The sequence below is a fragment of the Arthrobacter pigmenti genome, assembly GCF_011927905.1.
Taxonomy (GTDB): domain Bacteria; phylum Actinomycetota; class Actinomycetes; order Actinomycetales; family Micrococcaceae; genus Arthrobacter_D; species Arthrobacter_D pigmenti.
This window is the reverse complement of the sequence record NZ_JAATJL010000001.1, coordinates 1,220,412-1,232,822: the sequence shown is the minus strand read 5'-3', so window position 1 is coordinate 1,232,822 and position 12,411 is coordinate 1,220,412. Positions and strand designations below refer to the sequence as shown.

General features: G+C 63.4%; 11 protein-coding genes. 4 read left to right on the top strand and 7 right to left on the bottom strand.

Annotated elements, in window-relative coordinates:
- Positions 1-4: 4 nt before the first annotated feature.
- Positions 5-1,492 carry a MinD/ParA family ATP-binding protein gene (locus tag BJ994_RS18105; protein ID WP_245192258.1) on the bottom strand — a complete coding sequence of 496 codons (1,488 nt, stop codon included), beginning with the start codon at positions 1,490-1,492 and terminating at the stop codon, positions 5-7.
- 138 nt (positions 1,493-1,630) lie between these two features.
- A complete protein-coding gene (locus tag BJ994_RS05700) occupies positions 1,631-5,032 on the bottom strand; it encodes a pyruvate carboxylase (protein ID WP_167992380.1) in 3,402 nt (1,133 codons plus the stop codon).
- 269 nt (positions 5,033-5,301) lie between these two features.
- Here BJ994_RS05700 and BJ994_RS05695 point away from each other — a divergent pair, with 269 nt between their 5' ends.
- Positions 5,302-6,129 carry an AAA family ATPase gene (locus tag BJ994_RS05695; protein WP_167992378.1) on the top strand — a complete coding sequence of 276 codons (828 nt, stop codon included), beginning with the start codon at positions 5,302-5,304 and terminating at the stop codon, positions 6,127-6,129.
- Positions 6,130-6,277: 148 nt separating this feature from the next.
- On the opposite strand, the gene BJ994_RS05690 is transcribed toward BJ994_RS05695, so the two are convergent.
- The 5 genes from BJ994_RS05690 to gcvH form a co-directional block, all read right to left on the bottom strand.
- Positions 6,278-6,871, bottom strand: coding sequence for a MerR family transcriptional regulator (locus BJ994_RS05690; protein WP_167992375.1), 594 nt, complete (start codon positions 6,869-6,871; stop codon positions 6,278-6,280).
- Between the two features lie 180 nt (positions 6,872-7,051).
- Positions 7,052-7,561, bottom strand: a complete 510-nt coding sequence (locus tag BJ994_RS05685; protein ID WP_167992373.1) for a bifunctional nuclease family protein — start codon at positions 7,559-7,561, stop codon at positions 7,052-7,054.
- Positions 7,562-7,570: 9 nt separating this feature from the next.
- Positions 7,571-8,320 (bottom strand): transcriptional regulator FtsR, encoded by a 750-nt coding sequence (gene ftsR / locus BJ994_RS05680; RefSeq protein WP_167992371.1) that lies wholly within the window; start codon positions 8,318-8,320, stop codon positions 7,571-7,573.
- Between the two features lie 8 nt (positions 8,321-8,328).
- On the bottom strand, positions 8,329-8,808 hold the full coding sequence (locus BJ994_RS05675; RefSeq protein ID WP_167992368.1) for an FHA domain-containing protein: 480 nt from the start codon (positions 8,806-8,808) through the stop codon (positions 8,329-8,331).
- A 76-nt stretch (positions 8,809-8,884) separates the two neighbouring features.
- Complete coding sequence (gene gcvH, locus BJ994_RS05670; protein ID WP_167992365.1) at positions 8,885-9,271, bottom strand: glycine cleavage system protein GcvH; 387 nt, start codon at positions 9,269-9,271, stop codon at positions 8,885-8,887.
- A 147-nt stretch (positions 9,272-9,418) separates the two neighbouring features.
- Between gcvH and BJ994_RS05665 the strand changes: the two genes are divergently transcribed.
- From BJ994_RS05665 to BJ994_RS05655, 3 genes are all read left to right on the top strand, one after another.
- Positions 9,419-10,186 carry a class I SAM-dependent methyltransferase gene (locus BJ994_RS05665; protein WP_167992363.1) on the top strand — a complete coding sequence of 256 codons (768 nt, stop codon included), beginning with the start codon at positions 9,419-9,421 and terminating at the stop codon, positions 10,184-10,186.
- 32 nt (positions 10,187-10,218) lie between these two features.
- A complete protein-coding gene (locus tag BJ994_RS05660; protein WP_167992361.1) occupies positions 10,219-11,268 on the top strand; it encodes an ATP-dependent DNA ligase in 1,050 nt (349 codons plus the stop codon).
- Positions 11,269-11,336: 68 nt separating this feature from the next.
- Positions 11,337-12,005: a DUF6318 family protein gene (locus BJ994_RS05655; protein ID WP_167992359.1), complete on the top strand. Its 669-nt coding sequence runs from the start codon at positions 11,337-11,339 to the stop codon at positions 12,003-12,005.
- Positions 12,006-12,411: the final 406 nt, after the last annotated feature.

The following is a 12,411-nucleotide window of genomic DNA, read 5'->3' as shown; positions in this document are numbered from 1 at the left end:
CGGATCAGTGCAGCTGGTCGACGACGAGGGCTGCAAGTTCCGTTACGGCGTCCCGCGTGCGCGGTTGCAGTTTAGCCAGGTCAACCCGTGATCCCTCGGCCAGATGCCGGTCATACGGGATGCGGATCACCGTACCGACGCGGGAGCGGAAGTGCTCTTCGATCTCGTTGACGTTGACCTCGGTGCGGCTGCCCGAGGACATGTTGATGACCACGATCGCCTTCGCAACGAGGTCGTGGCGACCATGCGCCTCAAGCCACGAGAGGGTCTCGGAAGCCAGGCGGGCCTCGTCGACGCTTCCACCGGACACAAGCACCACGGCGTCGGCCTTCTCCAGTGTGCCCTTCATCACCGAATGGACCATTCCGGTTCCGGAGTCGGTGAGCACGATCGAGTAGTACCGCCCGAGGATGTCCGTCACCGCCCGGTAGTCGGCGTCGTCGAAAGCCTGTGCAACCGTGGGATCCGTATCCGAGGCGAGCACGTGCAGCCGCGAACCGTCCCGCGCTACATAGCTGGAAAGCTGAGCGAAGGAATCCACCATGAAGCGGTTCTGCACCAGCTGGCGGGCGGTGTACTCAGCCCTGCCCGGCGAACGGTCCGAGAGCGTGCCGCGGTCAGGGTTGGCGTCCATCGCGATGATGCGGTCCTCGCGGATATCGGCAAGCGCCATGCCCAGCAGCGTGGTGACCGTGGTCTTACCGACTCCGCCCTTGCGCGAGAGGACCGGAACGTAGCGGGTCCGCTCCCCCAGCCGCACGCTGATCCGGTGCTCGAGGGCGCGCCGGATGCGGATGGCGTCGGAGTCTCCGAGATTGAGGTACCCGAAGGAGGCCTTATACAGCCATAATCTCCAACCGCCCACCGGAGGGCGCTGCTGGGAAGCCAGCAGGCGGTCGGCAGTGAGCGACGACGCCGGCTCCGGGCCTTCTTCCTTCTCGCGCCGTGCGCTACGGTCCGGAGCACCGCCCATGCCTGCGGAAGACCTACCGGTCTCCGGCCGGCGGCCGGGCGACGGCATCCAGCCCGAACCTTCGTCATCCTCGGATAGCCGAATGTCGCTGTCGGCAACGGTCAGGTCCGCCGCCTCAGTGGGGTGCTGTCCCGGCACCTGTCCGTCCGCTGCAGCGGTTATGCCGATGTGCGGCAACCGCTCAGGCTGGGGCGCCTGGACAACGAAGTGGCCGTTTGCCTGCGCCTCGGAGGCATTGCCGACGTACGGCTCGCTTCCTTCCGAACTGAGGGTGGGCTCAGCGTCATCGGCGGGCTCGCCGTCTGTCGCTTCCGGAGCGTCTTCTGCATTGGGCGCGCCCGCCGCTTCCTGTGCACCTTCCGCTTCCGGCGCACCTGCCTCGTCACCGAAGTCATCCGCGTTCCTGGACGACTCCGACGCCTCTGGAACGGATTGATCCCCGCCGGCTACAGCTTCGTCTGGTCCTTGCTGGGATTGGTCCTCAGCGGACGGTGTAGCCGACTTCTTCTCGTTGGCCATGGTTCCTCACGGTCGGGTGACGCGCTGCGGATGCGCAGCCTGCACTGGCGCCCAGCGGCCCAGGACTTCGCTCCGGGGCCTTGACGCTGAGCTTATGCATCACGATAGCGCAGGCTTTCACACTGCGTGCATGCGGGATCAGGCCGGGTCGATGACCAGCAGGAGGTCTCCGCCCTGCACCTGTTCCACCGCTCCGATGGCCAGCCGTTTGACTGTGCCCCCGACTGTGGTGGTGATGCCCGCCTCCATCTTCATCGCCTCGATGGTCGCAACCGTGTCGCCAGCCTGGACTGTGTCGCCCTCAGCAATCCCGAGGGTCACGGCGCCGGCAAACGGGGCCGCGACATGCCCTGGCTGAGCGGGGTCGGCCTTCTCAGCGGCCTTCACATCGGTATGAACGCTGCGGTCGCGGACAACAACGGGGCGCATCTGCCCGTTGAGCGTGCACATCACGGTGCGCATGCCCTTCTCATCCGGGTCGGAAACAGCTTCAAGCGTTGCGATCAGCCGGACGCCCTTCTCCAGCGGGATGACATGCTCGCTGCCCTGCTGCATGCCGTACAGGTAATCGCGGGTGTCCAGCACGGAGACGTCCCCGTAGGTGTTCCGGGTGGTCTCGAAATCCTTAGTGGGTCCGGCGAACAGCAGCCTGTTCAGCGTTGCTCGACGGGTTGCGGAGTCCCCGTCCAGACCCTGCTGATCCTCGTCGCTGAGTTCCGCGTCACGGACCTTCACTGTGCGGCCTTGGAGGGCTTTGGTCCGGAACGGTTCCGGCCAGCCGCCCGGCGGGTCTCCGAGCTCCCCGCTGAGGAAACCGATCACGGAATCCGGGATGTCAAAGTTCTGCGGGTTCTCCTCGAACGCTGCAGGGTCGACATTGGATCCGACCAGTTGGAGCGCGAGGTCGCCGACAACCTTTGACGACGGCGTGACCTTAACCAGGCGGCCAAGCATGCGGTCAGCGGCCGTGTACATGTCCTCGACGGCTTCGAACCGTTCACCGAGGCCCAGTGCAATGGCCTGCTGGCGCAAGTTCGAGAGCTGCCCGCCGGGAATCTCGTGCCGGTAGACACGGCCTGTGGGTCCGGGAAGTCCGGACTCGAAGGGTGCGTAGACGCGGCGAACGGCTTCCCAGTACGGCTCCAGGGAGCTTACGTTTTCCAGGGACATGCCGGTGTCACGTTCGGTGTGAGCCAGCGCGGCCACCAGCGCCGAAGCCGAGGGCTGGCTGGTGGTGCCGGCCAGTGACGCACTGGCGACATCCACGGCGTCGACCCCTGCGTGCGACGCGGCCAGCAGGGTGGCCATCTGGCCGCCCGCGGTGTCATGTGTGTGCAGGTGCACCGGCAGGTCGAACCGTTCGCGCAGCGCCGTCACGAGCTTGGCTGCGGCGGCCGGACGGAGCAGCCCGGCCATGTCCTTGATCGCCAGGATGTGCGCGCCGGCGTCGACAATCCGCTGCGCGAGCTCCAGGTAGTACTCGAGGGTGTAAAGCTTCTCCTCGGGGTCCAGCATGTCGGAGGTATAGCAGAGCGCCACCTCCGCCACCGCGGTGCCGGTCTCACGGACCGCGCGGATGGCCGGCTCCATCTGGGAGACATCGTTGAGCGCATCGAAGATGCGGAAGATGTCAATACCGGTGGCAGCGGCCTCCTTCACGAAGGCCGAGGCTACGGCCTCGGGGTAGGGGGTGTACCCGACCGTGTTGCGGCCGCGCAGCAGCATCTGCAGGCAGACATTCGGCATTTCCGCCCGCAGTGCGGCGAGGCGCTCCCACGGATCCTCACCGAGGAACCGGAGCGCGACGTCGTAGGTGGCACCGCCCCACGCCTCAACCGAAAGCAGTTGGGGCAGACGGCTGGAAACTGCCCGGCCGGCAGCAACCAGGTCCCTGGTGCGCACACGGGTGGCCAGGAGTGACTGATGGGCATCGCGGAACGTTGTGTCAGTGACTGCCAGTGCGGTCTGTGCCCGAAGTTCGGCCGCGAACCGCTCAGGTCCGAGCTCCTGCAGCCGCTGCCGCGAGCCCGGCTGGTAATCCTCGTCAGCTATTACCGGCAGCTTCTCCGCCGGGTCCAACTCCACGGTCAGCTCACCATGCGGCTTGTTCACCGTGACCTCAGCCAGCCAGTTCAGCAGCTTGGTTCCCCGGTCCGCCGGGACGCGCGCGGTCAATAGTTCGGGACGCTCGTCGATGAAGGACGTCGCCACATCACCGGCGATGAACGCAGGGTCATCCAGCACGGACTGCAGGAAAGAGATGTTCGTGGACACACCGCGGACCCGGAATTCCGCGAGCGCGCGCCGGGCACGGCGGACAGCGGATTCGTAGTCGCGTCCGCGACACGTGAGCTTCACCAGCATTGAGTCGAAGTGCGGACTGATCTCCGCACCCGCGTACACAGTTCCGCCGTCGAGGCGCACACCGGCGCCGCCGGCCGAACGGTAAGCGGTGATCTTTCCGACATCGGGGCGGAACCCGTTGGCGGGATCTTCGGTGGTGATACGGCTCTGGAGCGCGGCACCCTTGAGGTGGACGGTCTCCTGTGACAGGCCGAGGTCCGCTAGAGTCTCGCCGGCCGCGATCCGCAGCTGCGACTGCACGAGGTCGACGTCGGTGACTTCCTCGGTCACCGTGTGCTCCACCTGGATACGCGGGTTCATCTCGATGAAAACATGCTGGCCAGCACGCTCTCCGACGGTGTCCACCAGGAACTCCACCGTTCCGGCGTTCACGTACTTGAGTTCCTTCGCGAACGCGACGGCATCACGGTAGAGCGCCTGCCGGATGCCCTCGTCAAGGTTTGGCGCGGGGGCAATCTCGATGACCTTCTGGTGACGGCGCTGCAGCGAGCAATCCCGCTCGAACAGGTGCATGACGTTGCCCTCGGCGTCGGCCAGGATCTGAACCTCGATGTGCCGTGGACGCAGTACTGCCTGCTCGAGGAACATCGTTGGATCGCCGAAAGCCGAATCGGCCTCACGCATCGCGGATTCCAGTGCCTCCCGGAGCGCGTCACGGGTGTCCACCCGGCGCATGCCGCGACCGCCGCCGCCTGCAACCGCCTTGGCGAAAATGGGAAAGCCGATTTCATCCGCAGCAGCGATGAGTTCTTCAAGGTCGGCGCTGGGCTTCGAGGACTTCAGTACCGGAATGCCGGCTTTCCGCGCAGCTTCCAGCGCGCGTACCTTGTGGCCGGCCAGCTCAAGCACGTCTGCCGGCGGACCCACGAAGGTGATACCGGCGTCGGCTGCTGCGCGGGCCAGACCCGGGTTCTCGGAAAGGAAACCGTAACCGGGGTAGATCGCGTCGCACCCGGCTTCCTTGGCGACACGGACGATTTCGTCCACATCCAGGTAGGCACGCACCGGATGGCCCTTTTCCCCAATGAGGTAGGCCTCATCCGCCTTCTGGCGGTGGATGGAATTCCGGTCCTCGTAGGGGAAGACCGCAACTGTCTTGGCGCCTGTTTCGTAGCCCGCCCTAAACGCACGAATGGCGATTTCGCCACGGTTAGCTACCAGAATCTTCGAGAACATTGCTCTCCTGCATCCTTGCGGGTTCAACGGAACGACAACTTAGCGTCCCCAGCCTACATATTGTCGATCGGCGCACAGTAATTCGTGTCCGCATGCTGGTAACGGTTGGCTCCTGAAATTAAGCATCGCTGTGTTCGGTGTGGGCGCCGAGCCGTGTTCGTCTGCCGTACGGGTCCACCTATGATGAGAAGGTGGGCGGGCGACTTCGATCCGGAAGACTGGACCCTGCGGTACATGGCACCTCAAAACGTTAGGTATTGGTTCATCAAGTGCAAGTAGTGAGCATCAGCAGCCTCAAAGGTGGGGTCGGCAAGACCTCGGTCACCCTGGGACTGGCGTCCGCGGCACTGTCTGCCGGGATTCCCACGCTTGTAGTCGATCTGGACCCACACGCGGACGCAACTACGGGACTCGGTGTACAGGCAGACGGCCAGGTGGACATCGGGCGCCTGCTCAAGAATGCACGCCGCGGCGACCTCGCCTCGAATGTCGTCCCCAGCGGTTGGGTAGGCACGGCGCAGAAACGCAGTTCCAATAAGGCTGCCCCCGTGCTCGACGTCGCAATGGGCTCCTCCTACTCCGGAATCTATGACCGCCCGGACCTCGGGAAGCGGGACCTGAAGCGTCTGGCCACCCTGCTGGAACGCGTCGAGGGGTACCGGCTGGTGCTGGTGGACTGCCCTCCCTCACTGAATGGTCTGACCCGCATGGCATGGACGGCGAGCAACCGGGTACTGCTGGTTGCTGAGCCTGGTTTGTTCTCCGTCGCCGGGACTGAACGAACCATGCGCGCCATCGAACTATTCAAAAACGAATTTGCCCCCAACCTCACACCGGCGGGGATTGTCGCCAACCGGGTCCGGACAGGGTCCAACGAACACACGTTCCGGCTGAATGAGATGAAGCAGATGTTCGGCGACCTTCTGCTCAGCCCCACCATTTCGGAGCAGGCCAACTGGCAGCAGATTCAAGGCGCCGCTCACGCGGTCCATCACTGGCCGGGCGAATCGGCGAAGCAGGCAGCGGGCTACTTCGACGATCTGCTTCGTGCGCTTCTGGACTCCGGACGCATGCGCAGCCGGGTGGCCCGCCGATAGTTGCCGTCTGAACCCCGGCCCGCATCGACCCAGCAGAAATGACTACCTTTCGCGGGTACTTTAGCGATTGTTACTGACTCGATCAGTGGACTGATTGCGGGTTGCACGCAAAATGCCCCGCACTAAGGCGGGGCATATGACTGGGGCGTCAGCCGATCTTTCGGGCCGCGCGCCGCTTGCTCAGCTCATCATCGGGGAAATCCTGGTCTGCGGCGTGCTCGCTTGGCAGTGCAGCGAGGCTCCCCTCGACCTCCCGCCAGACGCGACCGACGGCGATTCCGAACACGCCCTGTCCACCCTGGACGAGGTCGATGACTTCGTCGGCCGAGGTGCACTCATAGACGGAAGCACCGTCACTCATCAGCGTGATCTGCGCCAGGTCCTCGACCCCCCGCTCACGTAGATGCTCAACCGCACTTCTGATCTGCTGAAGTGAGACACCGGTATCCAGCAGGCGCTTGACGACTTTCAGGACCAGGATGTCCCGGAAACCATAGAGGCGTTGGGATCCTGAACCTGACGCACCGCGTACGGCTGGTTCCACCAGGCCGGTCCGGGCCCAGTAATCGAGCTGACGATAAGTGATACCTGCCGCCTTGCAGGCCGTGGGGCCGCGGTAGCCGGCGTCCTCATCCAGAACGGGGAGGTCTTCGGTGAAGAGCAGGCCCTGCGCACTCACCGGTATGGCTGCACCTGCAGCGGCCGCGTTGGAACCCGTACCGGCATCGCCTTTCGGACTCACGTGTTGCCTCCTCGTTCTGGTTCCCGGGGGGAAGTGGCACAAGCCGAGGTCCACAGGGTTTGATGTAAGTGTGCCCTGAGTTTCCGGTGAGTGCAATGGGAACTGTCTGCTTCGACGTTAGATCCCCGGGAACCCGAGGTCAAAGATGCCGCTCATAACAATGTGAGCGTGTCGCCCTGCTCACCGTTCAAAATCTTCCGGTTCGACGTCTGCCAGGAACTCGCGGAACTGCTTCAACTCGCGCTCAGCGTTGGCCTGGCCCTCTTCGGAGGTGGATTCGCCGTCGCCGTCCTCCGCTTCCGTAATCTCAACCCCTGTGTCTTCCATGACCTGGGGCGCGCAGTAGATGGGGCAGGGCACCCGCAGGGCTACGGCGATGGCATCGGAGGCACGGGAGTTCACGGTGGTGCCGTCGTCGAACACCACTTCAGCGTGAAAAACGGTGTCCTCCACGCGCACCAGACGGACCTCCGTGACGCTGTGCTTGAGGGCGGAGATGACGCTGACCAGGAGGTCGTGGGTCATGGGGCGGGGCGGTACGATCCCCTGCTGCACGAAAGCGATCGCACTTGCTTCGGGCGCGCCGATCCAGATTGGAATGTGACGGGTGCCGGCTGACTCTTTCAGGAGGACCAGCGGTTGGTTGGACGGCAATTCGATTCGCACGCCGACCACTTCCACTTCGAGCATGTCCGCCTCCTAATTTTCCATCCGTGCAATCTGTCCCTGGACGAGGGCGCTATGGAGGTTGAGGCACAATTCGCTGATCTCGCGGGCCGTTTCAGCGGCGCGTGCCTTGGAGGCAACGTCGCGGCGGGAGGCTACGGGAGCAACCACCCGCTCCACCAGGCCGAGTTCGCGGTCTGCGGCAGCACGGAAGGGACGAAGGTGACGGGGTTCGATGCCGTGCGCTTCCAGCTGGACGCATGCGCGGGTGATCTTGAGTGCGTGCTCATCGAAACGGCCGTCGACTTCGGCGATGAGCCCGAACGAGATCAGATCGCGGATCAGTTCGGGGCGGGCTCCGGCCTCGGCGGTTAGCGTTTCGCGGGTGAGGCGCCGGGCATGCGATTCGAGTTCACGCGCGAGCTGGTCCGAAACCATGCGGGGTGCAAGGCTGAGGCCGCCGGGGAGGCTCTCCGGACGCTCTCCGCGGTCAATGGCATCAACGTAATCCTTGATCACCTTCAACGGCAGGTACTGGTCGCGCTGCAGGGCAAGGACGAAACGCAACCGTTCGACGTCGACCGGCGTGTACTTGCGGTAACCCGCCCTGGTCCGCTGCGGGGTGATGAGCCCTTTCTCCTCGAGAAAGCGGATCTTGGATGCGCTGATCTGGGGAAAGTCCCCAGCCAGTTCGGTGAGGACTTCCCCAATGTTCAGGACATTCCCGCTGACACGCTCTGGAGCGATGCCTACGGGTCGCCGGGACGGCTGGGAGGAGGGCATGTACTCCCCTAGGCCTGGCCCTGCGGCTGCGAGAAGCTACCTGCGGCGTAAAAAGTGAGCCGGAACTTGCCGATCTGCACTTCATGGCCGTTGCGCAGGACAACATTGTCCACGCGATCGTTGTTCACGTAGGTGCCATTCAGGCTCCGGGCGTCCTCCACCCGGAAGCCCTCGGGACCGCGCCGGAACTCGGCGTGCTTACGGGACACCGTTACGTCGTCCAAAAAGATGTCTGCATTGGGGTGGCGTCCGGCTGTGGTGACGTCCTCATCCAGCAGGAAGCGTGCGCCGGCGTTCGGGCCTGTGTGGGCGATCAGCAGGGCTGATCCCGCAGGCAGTGCAGCAACAGCGGCAAGCTCTTCGCCGGTCAGCCGCGGTTCCACGGCTGTAGAAGCAGTTTGTGGAGGCAGCCCGATGGTAGTGGTTTCCGGTGACGGCACGTGCGATCCCGAAGCGTCCTTAGCGGCTGCATTGTTCTCGCCAACCATTGAAATTTCCTTCCCCAAAATGCGTGGCCAACCGGTTCCCCGGCTGGCCACTTTTCTATTGCCTAAGCCGGTGAGTCTAGCCTACCTGCTGAGCGTATTCGGAAGAACTGAGAAGTTCTTCCACGACCGAGCCGTCCTCGACCTTGATCTCCATCAGCCAGCCATCACCGTAGGGATCCGAGTTGATGAGCGCGGGATCGCCGTCGAGCGCTTCATTGCGGTTGACAACCTCCCCGGCCACGGGGGCGTAGATGTCGCTGACGCTCTTGGTCGATTCCACCTCGCCGACGACGTCAGAGGCGGACACCTTCGAGCCGCCCTCGGGCATCTGGACGTACACCACGTCGCCGAGCGCGTCCTGCGCGAAGTCGGTGATGCCAACACGTACAACTCCGTTGTTGTCGGGCGCCGTCACCCACTCGTGTTCAGCGGTGTAGTAAAGGTCTTCGGGAACGTTGCTCATGATCGGCCTTTCATGGGGCGCCGGGCTGTGATTGGGACTTAAAGAGTGGCCCCTTCTCTTACGATCGGGGGCCTTACGAACGAGTATAGGCACATGCCCCGTGCCGTGCGTCGCTGCCCACCGCCGCGGATCCCGTACGGTGAATGGATGGACGGCACTCGGCATAACACCGAGCTTGATGAGCACTACATCGACGAACGCCTGGTCGCCCTTTACGACCCGATCAACGGCGAACGCGAAGACGTGCGCTTCTACGTGGAGCTGACCGGTGCCGGACCACTCGATGTCCTCGACGCCGGCTGCGGCACGGGCGCACTCGCGCTGGCGATGGCCGAAGCCGGGCACTGTGTGGTGGGCCTCGATCCGGCGGCGCCCATGCTCGAAGCGGCACGGCGGGACGATACGCGGGGTCAGGTCCAGTGGGTCTGCGCCGATGCACGCGAGATGGACCTCGCTGAGCGGTTCGATCTCATCACCATGACCGGGCACGCCTTCCAGGTCTTCCTCGACGATGACTCCATGCACGCGTTCCTGAGACGGGCATTCGATCACCTGCGCCCCGGCGGCCGGCTGGCTTTCGAGACCCGTAATCCGCTCGCCCGTGCATGGGAGCGGTGGACGCCGCAGCTCTCGCGCCGACGGGCACTGGTAGAGGGCATCGGCGAGGTCGAGTGGACTGCTTCGACGCTGCAGGTGGACGGAGAGCATGTCACCTTCGAGATGACGCACCGGTTCCTCGATAGCGGCGAGGAGATCATCACACCCAGCACGCTGCGTTTCCCAGCGCATGAGACGGTTCGCGGCGCGCTGAAGTCGGCCGGATTCGAGGTTGGAAGAACCTACGGCGACTGGGACCGCTCCCCCGTCACGCCATCGTCGTTGGAGTTGATCTTCGTAGCGCGCGTGCCTGCATAGCGAATTCAGCGGCGATAGGACAGGATCAAAGCATGACTGACGTGCCTTTCCCGATTCAGCCCATGCTCGCCAAGGCAATGGACGCAGTTCCGGAGCCTAGCAGCGTTCCAGGCGGGCTCAGTTACGAACCGAAGTGGGATGGCTTCCGAGCGATCGTCCACATCGCTGACGGTAAGTGCGAGATCGGAAGCCGCGGATCGAAGACCCTCACGCGGTACTTCCCCGAGCTGGTGGAAGCCCTCCTTGCGATCCTGCCTGAGCGGTGCGTAGTCGACGGCGAGATAGTGGTCCGGCGAGGTGAGCCGGGGGCGGAGCGGCTCGACTGGGAGGCACTCTCCCAGCGGATTCACCCCGCGGAGAGCCGCGTGCGCCTGCTGGCGGAGCAGACGCCGTCGTCGTTCATTGCCTTTGATCTGTTGGGAATCGACGACAACAACCTGTTGGAGGTGCCCTTCGCCCAGCGGCGGAAAGCGTTGGAGGGCATCGGGGAGTCTTTCGCGGCGCCCGTCCATCTGTCGCAGGTGACGGACGACGTCGAACTTGCCCGCCGCTGGCTCGTCGAGTTCGAGGGAGCCGGGTTGGACGGTGTTGTAGCCAAACCGCTGGCTGCGGCGTACGAGCCGAATAAGCGGCGCATGCTCAAGGTGAAGCATCATCGGAGTGCTGACGCTGTGGTGGTCGGCTACCGGGTGCATAAGAGCGGCCAGGGTGTCGGTTCGCTGTTGCTTGGCCTGTACGACGACGGCGGCGAGTTGCGCAACGTGGGCGGCGCTTCCGCGTTCTCGGACAAGCGGCGGCTCGAGTTGGTCGATGAGCTGGAACCGGATGTCATGCGGGACGATTCCGGTGAGATTGTGCGCGGTGAAACGGACCGCAGCCGATTCGCTTCTGCCAAGGACGTGTCATACGTACGGCTGCATCCACGGCGGGTGGTGGAAGTCCGGTACGACCAGATGGAGGGCGACCGGTTCCGGCATACCGCCCAATTTGAACGGTGGCGGCCGGACCGGGAAGCGCGCTCCTGTACGTTCGAGCAGCTGGAGATACCTGCCGCGTACGACCTCAGTAAGGTCCTCGCCTGACTTCTCCTGTGGATAACTGAATCGGCGGTCCCTGGTTGGCTAGGATGGGTTGCGGTCAAGGTAATCCAATGGTCGGGGAATTCATGATTCAGTCTCGCGTGGTCAGCACTTTTGCGGGTGCGGCACTTTCTGTTCTTGTACTTGCGGGGTGTCAGGGTGGTGTTCCTGATGCCACTTCTTCTTCTGATTCGGCGTCCGCTTCCGCCTCTGCTTCTTCATCCGAGTCGCCTTCTGCTCCTGCTTCGCCCACGCCGTCTCCCGCGTCCGAGGCCGGGCCTGCAGTGAACATTCCGGTGCCCGAGAAGCCTGCGCTGGCGGATGAGAACTCGATCGAGGGGCTTGAAGCGTTCACGGGGTGGTGGTTCGAGCTGTTGAACCACGCCTACGCTACTGGCGACATGGAGCCGCTGTGGTCAGTAACCGATGAAGGTTGTAAAACTTGCCAGAACTTCAAGGATTCGATTCAGGGTGTTTACAAAGACGGTGGCTGGCTGGTCGGCGGTGAGATCGGACTACGTTCGTTTGACACTGCGTTCCAACTAAACAGTGAAGGATCTCTTTCCTCCTTCATCACAATCACTCAATCGGATGCTCGTTATTTTGACTCCGCTGGCGAGCTGATAAATGAAACGGCAGGTTTTTCGGAACCACAGATCAACGAGGCGATCACTCTATTCGAGGACGGCCGTTGGCTCCTTCTAGACGTGGGCAGTGTGAACACCGGATCCTCCGAATGATCACTTCGACAGCTCTCCGAAAAATTGGGCAGACAACCACGGTAGCCGTTCTCTTATTGGCATTCATGTCCGCGCCTGCAACTGCGGTGGAAGAACCATCTCCGAGCGTTGGCTGGAATGATAACTCGGATGAGGCGATATCGAAGGTCAAGAAGGAGACGAGGACGGGAGGAGGTGCGAGCGGAGATACTGGCGTCCCGCAAGCCGACATACCGGCCATCAACTCTACAATCTCCTACAGGTACGAGCGGGTCTGTCTTCAAGGGGCGGCAAACAATCTCGATCGTGAGGTCTGTCAGCGGATCAACGCCGCGTGTAACGCGGAGGAGAACGGCATTCTCGTGATGTGGTTATCTGTGGACTCCAGCACTTCCCCACCGAGTGAGTCTGTGACGGGAGACCGGTC